Annotated in this window: 14 protein-coding genes; 4 read left to right on the top strand and 10 right to left on the bottom strand. The window is 59.5% G+C overall.

Annotated features, from left to right (window positions below; genetic code table 11):
* The first annotated feature begins 55 nt into the window (after window positions 1-55).
* On the top strand, window positions 56-808 hold the full coding sequence (locus VMA09_18010; protein ID HUA35510.1) for an SDR family oxidoreductase: 753 nt from the start codon (window positions 56-58) through the stop codon (window positions 806-808).
* A gap of 72 nt (window positions 809-880) precedes the next feature.
* Here VMA09_18010 and VMA09_18005 read toward each other — a convergent pair whose 3' ends face one another.
* From VMA09_18005 to VMA09_17995, 3 genes are all read right to left on the bottom strand, one after another.
* On the bottom strand, window positions 881-2,707 hold the full coding sequence (locus VMA09_18005; protein ID HUA35509.1) for an NAD(P)/FAD-dependent oxidoreductase: 1,827 nt from the start codon (window positions 2,705-2,707) through the stop codon (window positions 881-883).
* Between the two features lie 424 nt (window positions 2,708-3,131).
* Entirely contained in the window at window positions 3,132-3,416 is a 285-nt protein-coding gene (locus VMA09_18000; protein ID HUA35508.1) for a hypothetical protein, read from the bottom strand.
* A 50-nt stretch (window positions 3,417-3,466) separates the two neighbouring features.
* Window positions 3,467-3,697 (bottom strand): hypothetical protein, encoded by a 231-nt coding sequence (locus tag VMA09_17995; protein ID HUA35507.1) that lies wholly within the window; start codon window positions 3,695-3,697, stop codon window positions 3,467-3,469.
* On the opposite strand from VMA09_17995, the gene VMA09_17990 reads away from it, so the two are divergent.
* A complete protein-coding gene (locus VMA09_17990; GenBank protein HUA35506.1) occupies window positions 3,618-6,353 on the top strand; it encodes an AAA family ATPase in 2,736 nt (911 codons plus the stop codon). The genes VMA09_17995 and VMA09_17990 overlap by 80 nt on opposite strands.
* Before the next feature lie 137 nt (window positions 6,354-6,490).
* Here VMA09_17990 and VMA09_17985 read toward each other — a convergent pair whose 3' ends face one another.
* The 4 genes from VMA09_17985 to VMA09_17970 are packed head-to-tail and all read right to left on the bottom strand — an operon-like array spanning window position 6,491 to window position 11,093.
* Window positions 6,491-7,435 (bottom strand): hypothetical protein, encoded by a 945-nt coding sequence (locus VMA09_17985; GenBank protein ID HUA35505.1) that lies wholly within the window; start codon window positions 7,433-7,435, stop codon window positions 6,491-6,493.
* Between the two features lie 20 nt (window positions 7,436-7,455).
* The gene (locus VMA09_17980) at window positions 7,456-8,283 is read right to left on the bottom strand and encodes an enoyl-CoA hydratase (protein ID HUA35504.1); all 828 of its coding nucleotides are present in this window, start codon (window positions 8,281-8,283) and stop codon (window positions 7,456-7,458) included.
* A 25-nt stretch (window positions 8,284-8,308) separates the two neighbouring features.
* Complete coding sequence (locus VMA09_17975) at window positions 8,309-9,442, bottom strand: glycosyltransferase family 4 protein (GenBank protein ID HUA35503.1); 1,134 nt, start codon at window positions 9,440-9,442, stop codon at window positions 8,309-8,311.
* A gap of 13 nt (window positions 9,443-9,455) precedes the next feature.
* Window positions 9,456-11,093: a hypothetical protein gene (locus VMA09_17970; GenBank protein ID HUA35502.1), complete on the bottom strand. Its 1,638-nt coding sequence runs from the start codon at window positions 11,091-11,093 to the stop codon at window positions 9,456-9,458.
* Window positions 11,094-11,300: 207 nt separating this feature from the next.
* Here VMA09_17970 and VMA09_17965 point away from each other — a divergent pair, with 207 nt between their 5' ends.
* Both VMA09_17965 and VMA09_17960 read left to right on the top strand, forming a co-directional pair.
* Window positions 11,301-12,767 (top strand): MFS transporter, encoded by a 1,467-nt coding sequence (locus VMA09_17965; protein ID HUA35501.1) that lies wholly within the window; start codon window positions 11,301-11,303, stop codon window positions 12,765-12,767.
* A 112-nt stretch (window positions 12,768-12,879) separates the two neighbouring features.
* Complete coding sequence (locus VMA09_17960) at window positions 12,880-13,494, top strand: YceI family protein (GenBank protein HUA35500.1); 615 nt, start codon at window positions 12,880-12,882, stop codon at window positions 13,492-13,494.
* Between the two features lie 142 nt (window positions 13,495-13,636).
* Here the strand turns inward: VMA09_17960 and VMA09_17955 are convergent, their stop codons facing one another.
* From VMA09_17955 to VMA09_17945, 3 genes are all read right to left on the bottom strand, one after another.
* Window positions 13,637-14,134 (bottom strand): hypothetical protein, encoded by a 498-nt coding sequence (locus tag VMA09_17955; protein HUA35499.1) that lies wholly within the window; start codon window positions 14,132-14,134, stop codon window positions 13,637-13,639.
* Between the two features lie 39 nt (window positions 14,135-14,173).
* Complete coding sequence (locus VMA09_17950; GenBank protein HUA35498.1) at window positions 14,174-14,569, bottom strand: hypothetical protein; 396 nt, start codon at window positions 14,567-14,569, stop codon at window positions 14,174-14,176.
* A gap of 76 nt (window positions 14,570-14,645) precedes the next feature.
* Window positions 14,646-16,250, bottom strand: a complete 1,605-nt coding sequence (locus VMA09_17945; protein HUA35497.1) for a sigma 54-interacting transcriptional regulator — start codon at window positions 16,248-16,250, stop codon at window positions 14,646-14,648.
* Window positions 16,251-16,432 lie beyond the last annotated feature (182 nt).

Here is a 16,432-nt window from a genome sequence, read left to right as displayed (position 1 = left end):
GATCCTTGATCTATTGCAGAGCAGGCTCGTTCGTACAGAGCGGGAGACGATTCATATGGCGGAAAGAGTTGCAATCGTGACTGGCGCGGGAACTGGAATCGGCAAGCACGCGGCACTCGCCTTGATGCGCGAAGGATTCGCCGTCGTCTTTGCGGGACGGCGGCTCGAGTTGATCGAAGCGGCGGCAGCCGAGGGCCACGCTTCCGGCGCTCTCTCTCTGACGGTGCAGACCGACGTTCGCGATCCGGAATCGGTGAAGAGTCTTTTTGCCGCGACGCGCGAGGCGTTCGGCCGGCTTGATGTGCTGTTCAACAATGCCGGAATCGGCGCTCCTGCCGTGCCGCTCGAAGACTTGTCGCTCGAGCGTTGGCGCTCAGTTGTCGAGACTAATCTCACAGGCGTATTTCTATGCACACAGGAGGCCTTCCGTATCATGAAGGCCCAGGAGCCGCGCGGCGGGCGTATCATCAACAACGGATCGATCTCCGCGCATGCGCCGCGTCCCAATTCCGCACCCTACACTTCGACCAAGCACGCGATGACGGGGCTGACGAAATGCACCGCGCTCGACGGCCGCAAGTACGATATTGCCTGTAGTCAGATCGATATCGGCAACGCCGCGACTGAGATGACGGCGCGGATGTCGAAGGGAGTTCCGCAAGCCTCAGGCGAACTCGCGGTCGAGCCGACCTTCGATGTCGAGCACGTCGCGCGCGCCGTCGTGTACATGGCGACGCTGCCGCTCGACGCGAATGTGCAGTACATGACGATCATGGCGACCAAGATGCCATTCGTCGGCCGCGGCTGATTGGATCGTTACACAACAAAAAAACGCGGGCCGCATTTGCGACCCGCGTTTTGCGTTGATCTGATTAGCTACTCAACCCAACTCGAGGCCTTCGAGGTCGCCTTTCTCGCGCCATTTTTTCATCAGCGCGTTGAATGCGTTGATCCCCGGTGCATAGGTGCCGCCGCCGAAACCCTCGGCGCCGTCTTCGCCGAAGTGGCCTTCGTTATTGTAATAGCCGGGCGTGCAATTCGTCAGGAATCGCGCCGCGACGACCGCGAGGCGCTTGATTTCCGCGACCCATGCCGCTTCCGCCTCTTTGGTCGGATGCGCGTAGTGCAGGCCGCGATCCTTTATCTGCTTGATGATCCAGGTAATGTGCTGGGCCTGGTCGTCGAGCACCGAGGTCAGGTTTACCGACGCACCGTTCTGCGACTGCCCGAGGATGTAGCAATTCGGGAAGCCGTGAGCTGAGAAGCCGTGGTAGGTCTTCACGCCGTCGGACCAATAGTCAGTCAGCGTTTGGCCGTCGATGCCGTAGATCTCGTAGCCCGCCCGCCGCGTCCATGCCGTGCCGACCTCGAAGCCGGTCGCGAAGATGATGCAATCCACCGGGTATTCAACGCCGTTGGAAACAATTCCGTTCTTGGTGATCCGCTCCACGCCCTGGTTCGGGCTGGTGTCGATAAGCTGAACATTCGGCCGATTGAAGGTCGGCAGATATTGATCGTTGAAAGTCGGCCGCTTGCAGAACTGGCGATACCACGGCTTGAGCGCATCGGCCGTAGCCGGATCGCTCACGATTTCATCGACTCGCGCGCGTACCCCGTTCATTTTCTGGAAGTCGGCGATTTCCATCATCATCGCGGCCTGACGCTTTGTCATCTCCGTCGCGCGATGATTCTTCTTGGCCGCGATTCCCAGGTTGCGGAAGATGTCGGTCCATCCGTCGGCCACCATATCCTCTTCGACCGGAACGCCGATAACGAGGTTGTTGAAATTCTCACGCCGCTCGCGCTGCCATCCGGGTTTCAGCGTCTTAGCCCATTCTGGATCGGTCGGCTTGTTGCCGCGCACGTCAACCGATGACGGCGTGCGCTGGAAGACATAAAGCTGCTTCGCATACTCACCGACGAAGGGCACGCACTGAATCGCCGTCGCGCCGGTGCCGATAACGGCGACGCGCTTGTCGGCGAGCTTCGTCAGACCGCCAGAATGATTGCCGCCCGTGTACTCGTAGTCCCAGCGGCTGGTGTGGAAGGTGTGGCCCTCGAATTCGTCGATTCCGGTGATGGCGGGCAGCTTCGGACGATTGAGCGGCCCGGTCGCCATGATCACGAAGCGCGCGCGAATCGAATCCTTGCGATCGGTCGAGACGATCCAGCGCGATGCCTTCTCGTCCCAGCGCAGCTCGGCGACGTGCGTCTGGAACAGCGCCTTCTCATACAGATTGTAATGTTTGGCGATCCGCTGCGAATGTTCGTAGATCTCGGGCGCGAAGGAGTACTTCTCCTTGGGCATGTAGCCGAGCTCTTCGACTAGCGGCAGGTAGCAGTAGCTCTCGATGTCGCACTGCGCGCCTGGATAGCGATTCCAGTACCAGGTGCCGCCGAAATCGCCGCCCGACTCTATGACGCGGACGTCCTTGATGCCGGCTTCGAACAGGCGGGCGCCGGCGAGCAATCCGCCGAAGCCGCCGCCGATAACGACTACATCGACCTCGTCGTTCAGCGGCTCGCGAGCGAAGCCGGGCTTTACGTAGGGGTCAGCCAGGTAGTGGGCGAACTTGCCCTTGACCTCGACGTACTGCGAATTGCCATCTTTGCGGATGCGCTTGTCGCGCTCCTTGATGTACTTTTCGCGCAGCTTGTCGGGATCGAAATCGAGTTTGAGTTCGGCGAGAAACGTTGCGTCATCCATTTTTGTATCTCACAGGTGTGGTGTTGAGATCGGCGAAAACTATAGTACAGGCCGCAGAAAACAGACAACCGAGGAAGCGCGCTGGCACTGACTATAGCGGCAGATCCAGTGCTGTGAACCTGGGTTCCATCAGAGGACGTGACCGCCATTGCCAGTTACCCAGAGTACTTAGGCAATCGCTCACCAGCACGCAGCGGCGAGATTGCAGACGAGCGAGCATTGGAGCACCATTTCGCCATCTGGGAACATACCGATGCGCTGCTCAAAATGCGGGGCGGAAAATCCAGCGGATAGAAAGTTCTGCGGCGAGTGCGGAACTCGGTTTTCCCTCCTTTGTCCGAAATGCGGCAAGGAGAACGGGCCTCCTTTCAAGTTCTGCGGCGACTGTGGCGCCGCGCTTTCCTCAGCATCTCGCGCTCCATCGTCAGCGGCCCGCATCGAGACTCCCGAGTCGGCGCTGCGGGTTGGCCCAGTAACGACCGGCGAAATTCTCGAAGGCGAGCGCAAGACGGTGACCGCACTGTTCGCCGACATCAAGGGCTCGACCGAATTGGAGCAAGACCTCGACCCCGAGGAGGCGCGCGAGATCGTCGATCCGGCGCTCAAGCTGATGATCGACGCCGTGCGGCGCTATGATGGATATATCGTGCAATCGACCGGCGACGGAATCTTCGCCCTGTTCGGGGCGCCGGTTGCGCACGAGGACCATCCGCAGCGCGCCCTGTACGCTGGCCTGCGGATGCAGGAGGAACTGAAACGCTACTCGGCCAAACTGGTCGCCGATGGTGGAAGGCCGATCGAGGCGCGCATCGGCGCGAACACCGGCGAAGTCGTCGTGCGCTCGATCTCAACCGGCAGCGGCCACGTTGAATACACGCCGATTGGGCACACCACCAACCTGGCGTCGCGGATGCAGGCCGTTGCGCCAACCGGCTCGATCGCGATCAGTGAGCAGACGAGCAAACTGGTGGAGGGATATTTCCAGCTCAAGCCGCTGGGTCCGACCAAGGTAAAAGGCGTGACCGAGCCGGTTAATGTTTACGAGGTGACCGGGCTCGGGCCGTTGCGCACGCGGCTGCAACGCTCGGCGGGGCGGGGGCTGACCAAGTTCGTCGGGCGCGAGCGCGAGATGGAGGCGATGCGCGACGCGTCGGAACTTACGCGCGTTGGACGTGGACAGATTGTCGCCGCGATGGCCGAGGCCGGCACCGGCAAATCGCGCCTGTTCTTTGAGTTCAAGGCCAAGCACCAGTCGGGCTGGATGGTACTGGAGACCTTTTCCGTCTCTCACGGGAAAGCGTCCGCGTATCTGCCCACAATCGAGTTGCTCCACGGCTACTTCCGCATCACCTCGGATGACGATGTGCGCACGCGGCGCGAGAAAGTCAACGGCAAGGTCTTGACGCTCGATCGTTCGCTTGAAGATACGTTGCCGTACCTTTTCGTACTGCTGGGCATTATCGAGGGCGACGATCCGCTGGCGCAAATGGACGGGCAGGTGCGCCGGCGGCGCACGCTCGAGGCGATCAAGCGCATCCTGCTCCGAGAGTCGATGAATCAGCCGCTGATGGTGATTTTCGAGGACCTGCACTGGGTCGACGAGGAGACGCAAGGCTTTTTGAACCTGCTGGCAGAATCCATCGGCACGGCGAAGATCCTGCTGCTGGTCAATTATCGCCCCGAGTACTCGCATCAGTGGAACAGCAAGACTTACTACATTCAGTTACGCCTGGATCCGCTGGGTAAAGAATCTGCTGAGGAGATGTTGTCCGCGCTGCTCGGCGACGGTACCGAACTCGCGCCGCTCAAGCGGCTGATTGTCGAGAAGACCGAGGGCAATCCGTTCTTCATGGAAGAGACGGTACAGGTCCTGTTCGACGAGAACGCGCTGGTGCGTGACGGCGGGGCGGTGAAGCTCACCCGGTCGTTGGCGGCGTTGAAGATTCCCCCGACAGTTCAGGCGATTCTCGCCGCGCGCATCGACCGCCTGCCGCAGGATGCCAAAGACCTGTTACAGACGCTGGCGGTAATTGGCCGCGAATTTCCGCTGTCGCTGATTCGTGCGGTGGTCTCGATCCCGGATGACGAGATCAGGCGGCTGCTCGATGTCCTCCAGGTCGGCGAGTTCATCTACGAGCAGCCGGCCATCGGTGATTCTGAATACACCTTCAAGCACGCGCTGACCCAGGAGGTTTCGTACAACTCGTTATTGATGGAACGGCGCCGACAGCTTCATGGACGAATCGGTGCGGCTCTCGAGAGGCTGTATGCAAATTCAATCGACGACTACCTCGACGAACTGGCCCATCATTACAGCCGCAGCGGAAATTCCGCGAAGGCACTCGACTATCTCGAAAGCGCAGGTCTCCGAGCCGTTGGGCGACTGGCGTACGGCGAGGCGACGCGGAACCTGACTGCCGCTTTGGAATTACTTGAACTCACGCCATCCAGCCCCGAGCGAGACCGGCGCGAATTCGCGCTCCAAACCAACCTTGGCCCAGCGCTGATGGCCGCCAAAGGGTGGGCCGCGCCGGAAACCGAGCGGGCCTATCTTCGCGCCGAGCGGCTTGCTGAGACTGGAGCCACACCAGAGCAGCAGTTCGCGCTCCTGGTTGGATTGTTTGGACTGCTCTACGTCGGCGGCAATTTGAGCGAAGCCCGCGAACGGCAGAAGCCGATCTGGGATTTCGTCGATCGCCACCCCGATCCGGTTTTCCTTCTCGAGGCGATTCATCACGACTGGTCGGTGGCGCTTTCCGCCGGTGAACTGGAGGCCTCGCAACGTCATGTCGAGCGGGGACTCGCGCTGTTCGAGTCGAAGCTTCGTTCCGCCGTCGTCCCGCTCTACAGCGCTCATCATCCGGCCGTATGCGCTCATGGATGGGAGGCGCAACTGTCATGGCTGCGCGGTCGTCCCGATGCGGCGCGGCGATGCGCGGATCGGGCCGCTTTACTTGCGAATGAACTTGGAGACGCAATGTCGGCAGCGTTCGCGTTGTACTTGAAGGCACTGGTTCATCGCATGATGCTGGAACCGGAGCTTGCGCTGGAAATCGCCGCGGCCGCGATAAACACAGCGGAGGACGTGGGGTTCCTCTACGTTGTGCGCCATGCGCGAGTTGTCAAAGGGTGGGCCTTAACCGAGCTTGGAAGAGCGGAGGAGGGAGTGGCGCTGATACGCGAAGAAACCGATGTGCTTGCGGCCAACCGAGAGGAGTTGTTTCTCACGCTCAGTCTGGCGACGCTCGCCGACGCGTGCCTCAGAGCCGGACGCATCGAGGATGGTTTGACGGCGATCGGCGACGCCTTGGACTTGGTCCATCGCAGCGGCGAATGTTTCTGGGAATCGGAAATTAATCGTATTCGCGGCCAGTTGCTCCTGGGTCAAAATCCTTCCGATCCGGCTCTGGCGAGAGCGTCGGTCGAGCACGCGATCAAGAAGGCCCGACAGCAGGGGGCGAAATCGCTCGAGCTCCGCGCGACGGCCTCGCTCGCGCGAATGCTGATGAGTACCGACCGCCGCGACGAGGCGCGTGCGATGCTCGCCGAAATTTACAACTGGTTCACCGAAGGTTTCGACACCGCCGACTTGAAGGAAGCCAAGGCGCTGCTGGAGGAGCTGGAGGCGCACCCCATTTTGGGCTAACAGCGATAGGGACATTGGTGGCGCCAGGTCTTCCGGCGTGCTGGCGAGGAGAGGATGTACCTGCCACTCATTCTGCGCGATCCGCGCCGCGCTGGACGCCGCGCTGGAGGAGATGGAGTGGGCCACACGGTTACCCGTCAGGGATGCTTGCCCAGCGCCTTCGCCTCTTCATCGTACTTCGCGTAGGAATTTTTCAACGTCGCGCCGTTGAGGATCATCTCCGCGATAAGCTCGCGCGTCTTCGTTTCATAGACTTTCGTGCGCACCCAGTTCGATTCTGTGCGCTTGCTCTCGCTGAGCGCGATGATCTCGCGCTCGAGGTCGTAAGGATGATCAACGAAGAGCGGACCCTTGATGAGTTTGATCTCCTGGGCCGCGAAGAGTCCGACTGCAGGACCGCGGGTGCGGAATCCGGCCCTGCCGGAAGTGTAGCCTAACAGCACGCTTATCATCTCGAACGGAATGATCGCCCGGCCCCAGGGCGACGCCGCACCGCCCGCGCTCGTGTACCAAGGACTCGGCTCGGTGATGACCTTGAGCTTGTCGTTTAGCGAGAAGGGATATTGATTGCCCATGTGCTGATCGAAGCCCATGCGCACCTGCTCGGGACTCGCGCCTTTCTGACCGACATTCAGATCGCGCATGATGACGAGCTGACTTGCCGGACGCAGCGCGGCGAGCCGTTTCGCGATTTCAGTCTCGCCGTATTCTGGACCGACCGAGGCCGTGCCCGTCAGCACCGTAGTGCCGTCGCGCTTCTCGGCCCAGATATGAATCGGCGCAGCCTTCTTGGATAGCTCGGCAAACGCGCGGACCTCCTCACCTTCGACGACCATGCTCTGGTAATGAGCGCTGATACATCCGCGCTCGAACCATGCGTTGCCGAAAATGTGATGCAGCAGCGGGATGAACTGGCTGAAATGGGTCGGGCCTTCGATCGGCCCCGCGCGGAAGCCCAGGTCCTGCGCCATCTTGTCGTCGTGCAGCGACAGATGTCCGTCGTAGGATTGGTCGGCAAGCATCTGCCGCGGCCGGCGGAACTCGCCGCAAATCGAAAGCGGTTGATCGAATGCCTCGCTCATCGGCACACCATCACAAGTTGTTAGCGGCCCTTGAAGACCGGTTCGCGTTTTTCGACGAACGCCTTGGCGGCTTCGCGATGGTCCTCGGTCTGGCCGCAGTGAACATGATGCGTGGCTTCAAGGTCGAGACAATCGTCCACGTCGCCGTGCATCGCGCGATTGAGGTTCTCTTTCATGTAGCGATAGGCGACGGTCGGTCCGCTCGCGAGGCGCCCCGCGATCTCGCGCGTCCTGGCCGCGAGCTCTTCGGGCGCGCATACGAAGTTCGCGAGCCCGAGCCGCAATGCCTCCTGAGCGTTGATGCGATCGGACAGGTAGTACAGCTCGCGCGCTTTCGCCGAGCCGATGAGTTGCGTCAGGAAGTACGTCCCGCCGTAGTCGCCGGAAAAACCCACTCGCGCGAACGCAGTCGTGAGCACGGCAGTGCTCGCCATGATCCGCAGATCGCACGCGAGCGCGAGCGAAAGGCCAGCACCGGCTGCTGCGCCCGGCAGCGACGCGATTGTGGGCTTCGGCATCTTGAAGAGCTTGCCGGCTGTCGCACGCTGGTTGACGCGCTGGCGATGAATCGCGCCGTCGATCGTATTGTCGCCGACGGTGCCGTCGCCGCGCGCCGCCATCCCTTTGACGTCGCCGCCCGCGCAGAATCCTTTGCCCGCGCCAGTCAGGACGATGCACTTCACCGCAGGATCTAGCTCCGCCTTCGCAAGCTGCTCGGCAAGCGCACTCGTCATCGCACCCGACATCGCATTGCGTGCCTCGGGCCGATTCAGGGTCAGAGTCAGGACATGATTGTCGAGGCTTGCGAGAAGATCGTTGGTGCCGGTATCGATACTGTCAGAGCTCATTGAGATTCTCCTGGCGCGATCAGCTTCAGACTCCACCTCTACTGCATGAGGCGAAAACTTCAAGATACTGACCCGCAAATTGTCGCCATGAGTAGCGCGATGCAACCCGCTCGCGAGCGTGCTGGCCCATCTGGCGGCGCATTTCGGGGTCGCGCAGCAAGCGAATCATCGCGGCCGCGAGTTCGGCGGGCGAATTGTTTTCGCCGATCAGCAGGCCGGTCAGCTCATGCTCGACGATCTCGGGTGTTCCGCCGCTGCGCGTTCCGATGACGGGGATTCCCGCGGCCATCGCTTCGAGAAATACCAGACCGAGGCCCTCGGGCATCCGGCTCGGCATCGCGTAGATCGTCGCGCCTTTGTAAAGACTCCACAACTCTGCGCGCGGGACGATGCCGAGGAACTTAACGCGATCGGCCACGCCCGATGAAATCGCGAGTGCCTCGAGTGATTCGCGGTCGCGGCCGCCACCGCTGATCAGCAGATCGACCTCACGATGCTCGCTGGCAATCGATGCGAACGCTTCGATCAGCGAATCGATCGCCTTGTGACGAATATCGAGGCGGGCGGCGCAAAATATATAGGGATGCGGATGGGGCATCGGCACGGAGGCCTCGGCGAGGGTCGGATCGACGCCGCCGATGATCACTCGTGCATCGCGCGCCTCGGGCAGGAGCGGCTCGAAAAATCGGCGCGTTGCTTCCGATAGCGCAGTCAGCGCCGCGGCGCCGCGCAGCGCGCTGAGCGCGGCGGTGCCCATCGTGCCGCTGCCCCACGAATCGAAAAGACTATGCACCAAGGGCAGGTGAGCGCGTTGGCATGCGGCGACCACGGCCGGGAATTGATCCCACGACCAGCAATGCGAACTGACGACCGTCGGCCTGAAATCGGCGATCGCGTTGGACAGTTCGCGCACCCGGAGAGAAAGCGGCAACCGCAGGAGGCGCTCCGGATGCCGCAGCGTCACCGGGCGCCGACTCGGAATCCCGACGTATCGGCACTCGCCGCTGAATCGGATCGTACGCGGCTCTCCAGCGACGAACGGCGTTGACAAAATAGCAACATCGTTGCCGAGCGCTGCCAGCTCTGCAGCCAGGTTATCCACCACTTCCTGGACGCCGCCGATCGACCGGAAAGCTTCGCATAACAACAGGATACGCATGAATTAGAATTGGCTATTGGCCGGGAGCGAGTGTCTTCAGGTTTGCACAAATAGCTGCCTGGGCTGGTTTTGAATATGCGAATACTCTCAAGTCATCGTGATCAAAGAAGACCGTACCGCGGTCCGGCTGCCACAATATTACGTTCATCGCGCCGCGCGGAAGTCCGTATATAGATGAAAACTCCGCGAGGGAGTCACTGTTCGCGGCGATCAGATCGTCGGTCAGCACCAATGGCGAACCGCAAAAACATCGCCGCAACGAGCCAATCAACGCCTGCCGATTGAACTGCGCGATCGCCGTTGGTTGATCCGCGCTGTCGTTTGAAAGGATCGAGTTCAAGGAACAGGTCGAACCAGGCCATTTCATTGTCGGAGCTGACCACGAGGTTGTCAGGTAGCAAGAATCAGGGTCAACCATCCCGAAGAGCGGGTTAATATCGCTGGCAAGGCGCCGTTCCGCGATAATATCCCGTCCGATATATACAGTATTGAAAACTCCCACAACAGCGCCGGCCACTAATACCAAAAATGGCGTCACCGTGGAGAATACGAGCGCGACGATCGCCGGCATCAGCACGTAGAATTTTGTATAAGAATACTGGAAGGAGCGAAGCAGTGGCAGAATGAGAATTCCACAGAATGCTACTGCGATTCGCCAATCTCGATTGCGTGCAACGATTCCCGCGCCCACCAAAAGCAATGCGAACGAAAACACGATACCTGTCAGCTCGAGGAGTCCCTCGCCGGTGGCAGCGCGATCAACGACTAGCCTGACCGCGCCACTGAGGCCGCGATTGTCGGGAATCGGAATTATATTTTCGGCTGGTCCCACCGTTACGGCGGCGAAATAGGGCCAAACCGTCCGCGTCCTGGACTTCATTTCCGCTTTGTATAGATCATTGGCTTCGCCCGTCAGCATCTGGTGAAGCGCGGCTCTGGGCGGATGGCCGGACATCACGATCGCACTGAACATTGTTAATGGCGCAGCCGCGAGAAGCAGAAAGAAAATCGCAATCGATTGCCGGCGAAGTCGCAGTCGATCGCCGAGTGCGCAGGGGACTAGCGCGATCGCTAATAGCATCCCCTGGTAAATAAGCGTTGCAAGGCAAAGCGCAATCGCCGCTACGGCGAGGGCTCGCTCCTTACGCTCAGATGGTTGCGACGCAAGATACACAACCCCCGCAAGTGCAACTGCTGCGGCGATGATTGGCTCTACCGTATTGCTTGGATACTCCAGTAACGGCCGGCACATACTCGCAAAAAACAATGCCGCCGCCCTGGCTGTTGGTTTAATCGATCTTGCTATTAACCAGCGGCGAAGGAGAAATAGATAAGCCAACCCCGCGAGGAGGTCGAGCGCAACAAAAACATGCGCGGCCTGCTCGACTGAATCGACCAAGCCGATATTCTGCAAGGGCTTAATCGCCGCGAAAAGCACCGCTGGAAACAGCAACCATCGGGCCTCGCCCAGCGATGGATGTGAGCCGGCTAATATCGGTGCTATGTGTCGAAGGCCGTCTCCATTGAAATTTACCCGTTCGATCGCGAGCCATCCGGCGACCAGCGCCCAGATGCCAATAGCCAGCAAATCGGGCGCAACCAGGGATCCATGATTCCCGCCGAGGCTGTCACCCGTACCTGATTCGACCATACATTTTTCCAATCGAGAGCTGCTGACTATCAGGTGGATGAAACATTTACCAAGGACGGCTCGGACCCGCAAAATTTACATGGGCGGATGTTTTGCGCGACGCGCCGGCGAATTTGGTAAGTAATAGCGCTCCAGCAACTATCGGCCCGTGGCACAGGGGTTGCTGATTTCACCGGACTTGCTGCCAAAATCCGCGGGAGCCGCATCATGAGTTCAGCCGCCGAGGTACGACCCGGGTCACAACCGGAAATCCTGGAGACGCGAATCCCGGCCCGGCTCGATCGCCTCAAGTGGTGCGAGTTCCACTGGCTGCTGATCATCGGGCTTGGCATCACCTGGGTGCTCGATGGGCTCGAGATCACATTGATGGGCGCGATTAGCGCGGTGCTGCAGCGTCCCGATGTTCTGCATTTCACGGCCGCACAGATCGGCTTCATCAGTTCGTGCTACCTGGCCGGCGCCGTGCTGGGTGCGCTCGTATTCGGCCATCTGACGGATCGTTTCGGGCGACGCAAATTCTTTTTCCTCAGCCTCGGTCTCTACCTGGTGGGCGTCGGTCTGACGGCGCTGTCGTGGAACCTCGCGACGTTTGCGCTTTTTCGATTTCTCACGGGTGCGGGGATCGGCGGCGAATATGCCGCCGTCAACTCGGCGATCGACGAGCTCATCCCCGCGCGCTTTCGCGGCCGCGTCGATTTGATGATCAACGGCAGCTATTGGCTGGGCGCGGCGGCCGGGGCGGCGTCCACGGTAATCCTGCTCGATACGCAATACCTGGCGGCGAATCTCGGATGGCGGCTCGGTTTCGGCGTCGGCGCAGTGATCGGCCTCGTCATCCTTTATATGCGCGAGTTCATCCCCGAGAGCCCGCGCTGGTTGCTAACTCATGGTCAGAATGATGAAGCCGAAAGAATCGTCGGCGAGATCGAGAAGACCGTAAAAGAAGAAACCGGACAACAACTGCGCGGCGAACCTGAAGAGCCGCCGCTGCGCATCCACGTGCGCAAGGAATTCGGACTCGACGCGATCATTGCGCCGCTCGTTCACACATACCGCGAACGCTCGATTCTCGGGCTGTCCCTGATGATCGCACAGGCCTTCGTTTACAACGCGATCCTGTTCACCTATGCGCTGGTGCTGAACCGCTACTACTCGGTGCCGGCGGACCGTACCGGTCTCTACCTGTTGCCATTCGCACTGAGCAACTTTCTCGGCCCGGTCGCGCTCGGACACTTCTTCGACACGGTCGGGCGCCGCCCGATGATCTCGGGTACCTTCGCGATTTCGGGAGTATTGCTCATTGCGAACGGGTGGATGTTCGCACATGGCTCGTTGACAAGCACATCACAATCAGTTTTTTGGATGGTTATATTCTTCTTCGCCTCGCCCGCGGCGAGCTCAGCTTATCTCACGGTCAGCGAGATGTTTCCGCTCGAGATGCGCGCGCTCGCGATCGCGATATTTTACTCGGCCGGCACCGCAGTCGGCGGGATCATCGCGCCATGGTTTTTCGGCCGGCTCATCGATAGCGGGTCGCGCACGGAACTCTACTACGGCTATCTGGTCGCAGCCGTGCTGATGCTCGGCGCAGCGGTGATGGAAGTGCTCTACGGCGTCGCGGCCGAGCGCCAGAGCCTGGAAAAGATCGCCGCCCCGCTGTCGATGGTGCAATAGAAATGGGGCAAGGCTTGCACGGCGCTGCCTCAATCGCACGATGCCACGAAGTGTCCGCGATAGGCCGCGCCGCTGAAGTCATGGGTGCGCCCGGCAGCGATCGCGATTGACAATGAAGCGGGCAAGGCCGACAGTGGCCGCCGTGCGATACATTGTTATTTGGATCTTGGCGTTTGTATTTGTCCCTTCATTAGCCTTGGCTCAGGGAGTCCCGGTCTTCGCGATTTCTCGGTCAGAGAGCTCGATTAAGTTCCACGTAAAGGCATCGGTGGAAATCAGGGGCACGTTCGATCAGTGGAACGCCACCCTCGCATTTACATCGCCCGACGTGACTACAGGGCTTCTGGACGTCGAAATTCAGGCTGCCAGCGTGGATACCGGAAGCGGATTCAAGAATAGCAAGTTGAAGGGCTCCGACTTTTTCGACGTCGTGCAGAATCCGTTGATTACGTTTAAATCAACCAGACTCGTACAGACCGGCCCCAACACTTTTGAAGTTGATGGCAATTTCACGATACGTGGAGTCACCAGAGCCGAAAAGTTGACGCTCGAGGTTTCCGGCAGAGGTACAGGGTCCGGCGAGATCACCGGGACGATGGCCTTCGACCGCAAAGACTATGGGATGAACAGCGGGATCCCCTTCATCAGAATCGCCAACCGTGTCGAGGTTAGCGTCGCGCTCAAGGCAAAGCGCGTGAGCGGCCCGCCCGTCGTCTTTAAGCAGTAAACGAGCCCGGCATAAGCGTTGGCGCTGAATGCCGGCCTCATTTCCCAATGTTTAGTGAAATTCGGGAAGCACGGGTCCGTAATACTCGTACACGACGACGTTTAATTGCCGTTGAAACAGATCTTTCGCCAAGTTCGCAGAGTCACCTGGTTGCTTGCCAACTACCCTGTTCGACGATCTGCCCCTGTAGATAGCAGGTGTATTGTCCATTTCCATTGTAGTTTAAGGTGCCCGTATATCTGCAGTTAGATGAGTCGGGCAGGACCGTTATATTCAGGTTCACCTCGTCTCCGTTTGCGGTTCCGGTGATCGATCCCGTTTCGTTGAGATTGCGGCAGAGCGAATTACCTGCCGAACAACGATAGGAACCGGTGAGGTCGTCGCCCGTCAGCCGAAGGAGCAATTTGATTTTGCGAGTCTTCCCGGCCATCCCGATGAGACCACCGGTCGAGGTGGTTCCAGTCCACAGGCCGGACAGGGTCGCGTCGGTTACATCGCGTGCGGATGCCGTCGGCGTCGACATGGAGTTCCCGGAAGTCTTCGTTGCTTGCGCCGAGCAGCCGGCGCAGAACGCGAGCAGGCAGAAGCAGGTCAGTAGACGCCTCAAACTTCTTCGTGGTGCCGGCGAAACGGACTTCATCCCGATTCGCCTCGAGCTGCAGGCCACGGTTACCTCGAGCTAGGGTGCTACCTGGGCGGGAGGCGGTCCGACCCCCGGTCCGGCGCCTGCGTTCCCGCGGCCCTCGTAGGGTGCATTTGCGGTGGCTCCTGGAACGAGCGCCGTCGGCACGGGTGGAACGTATCCAGCCGGCTGCCTGGCTATCCACTGCTCGCAAGCAGCGATGTCTCCTTCCTTGATTTTTTCCTGCTGCATGACCTGGAGGTCTGTCCAAGCCTGCAACTTCTCGTAATGGACGGCGGGACACTTCGCCGCGAAATCCAGATTGGGCGTTGTGTGCTCGGCCGCCGAATCGGTCGCATACCCGGGAGCAGCGGTATTCGGGGTCGTGGAGGAGCAGCCTCCGATCAGCACCATCAGGGCCGCGCCTAGTAATAGTCGAGTCTCGTTTTTCAAAGCTATCCTCCCGCGACGATTGGTAACGCTCACGCGGTCCCGTTTTGGAACGGGATTAAGGTTGATTCGACGCATATCAAGTCGCGCTGTGAGGCCTGATCCCAAGGCGCTCCATTTTGCTGCGCAGTGTGTTGGGATGCAGTCCAAGGATCTCAGCCGCTCCTTTTCGTCCCGAAATCCGCCATCCAGTGACCTCCAGCGTCTCGCGGATGTAGCGCTGTTCCATTTGATCGAGAGTGAGCATGCCCGGTTGGAAACCGTGATAGTAACTTTCGGTTTCCGGATTGCTCGATTTCAAATTGGAGTCCAACTCGCTCCCCATCTCGAGTACCGGGCCGATGTTCAAAAGCACGGCCCGCTCAATGACGTTCTCGAGTTCCCGAATATTGCCGGGCCAGGAATAACGCTGGATCATTGCGCGAGCCGCGGGACTTAGCGCGCAGATATTGCGCGCGAATTTTTGCGCATAGAATTGAATGAGGTGGTCGGCGAGTGCGAGCACATCCTGCACTCGCTCGCGCAGCGGAGGCAGGTGCAGACTCACGACGTTCAGCCTGTAATACAGATCCTGTCGAAATCGTCCGGCCGCAACTTCAGCCTGCAGATCGCGGTTGGTCGCAGCAATCACTCGAATATCAATTTTGACCGGATTCGCTCCGCCTACCCGATATATCTGGCGATCCTGCAGCGCCCCCAGAAGCTTGGACTGGACCTCAAGCGGCATCTCTGCCACCTCATCCAGCAGCAGAGTGCCAGTATGTGCAAGTTCAAAGCGTCCCATGCGGCGGGAACTGGCGCCGGTGAAAGCTCCCTTTTCATGGCCGAACAACTCTGTCTCGATCAAACTGGTGCTCAGCGCCGCACAATCACACACGACGAACGGACGATCGCGCCGGCCGCTCCAGTCGTGCAGAGCACGCGCCAGAACGCCTTTTCCCGTGCCGGTTTCGCCGGTGATTAATACGGTGGCATCTACTTTGGCAGTAGTTATTAATCCGTCGCGAACCGCTCTCAATGAAGGACAGAGAAGGAGAAGGTCGGTCTTCGAGGATTCCTTGGTCAGTTCCAATAGATACTCATTTTGCCGACCTAGTTCCTCTTTTTGGATTCTCATTTCGTCGAATTTGCGGGAATTCGTCACCGCAATCGCGATTTGATCCGCGAATCTGACCAGGAGCGCCATTTCATCGCGATCAAATGGCTCCTCGTGTTTGCGATTTACATTGAAACATCCGATCGGCTTGCCCTCGATTATGAGCGGGATGATCGAACTAATATGCATCCCTTCTTCAACCAGTGGCTTGTCCTCGAAAAATGAACTCGCCGGCTCCAACTTCGTGCAAGATGCCTGACCGGAGTCGAAAACCAATCCCACCCTGCTGCCACGGTGTGGGATGAACCAGCCTTTGCCTATCTGGCTTCCTTGCTGCAGGGCCAATGCAACAATTTCAAACCGATCGCGCTTGGGATCGTAGATAGCGAGGCTCGCTCGGTCGATTTTGAGCAGTCGACCCAGCACCTCAGCAATCGTCTCGAATAACGACTCCGGGTTGAGTTTCATCGCCAGCAGATTTGCGATCTCGAGCAGCAATCCTTCCGTACCTGCTACTGCCTGTGAGGCCGCAGGCAGGCGTAGCACATGCCCACACTCATCTGCGGCGCGATAAGGATTGTCATTCATCGCGAGGGGTATTGAGGAAGCCTTCCTGTTTTGAACCGACATGCGAGTGTGAACACTCAGCCGTTGGCCACCGGTTCCAGCTCGTATTGAGCTTTTCCGGAGACGGTGACGTCTCCAACGATCGCGCGTTTACCGAACCATGACCAAAGAATTGGTGATAACACTCCCGAAAGTACGAAGCA

It is taken from the genome of Candidatus Binataceae bacterium, from assembly GCA_035508495.1.
Classification (GTDB): domain Bacteria; phylum Desulfobacterota; class Binatia; order Binatales; family Binataceae; genus JASHPB01.
The sequence above is the reverse complement of the archived record's forward strand: the minus strand, read 5'-3'. Positions and strand labels throughout refer to the sequence as shown.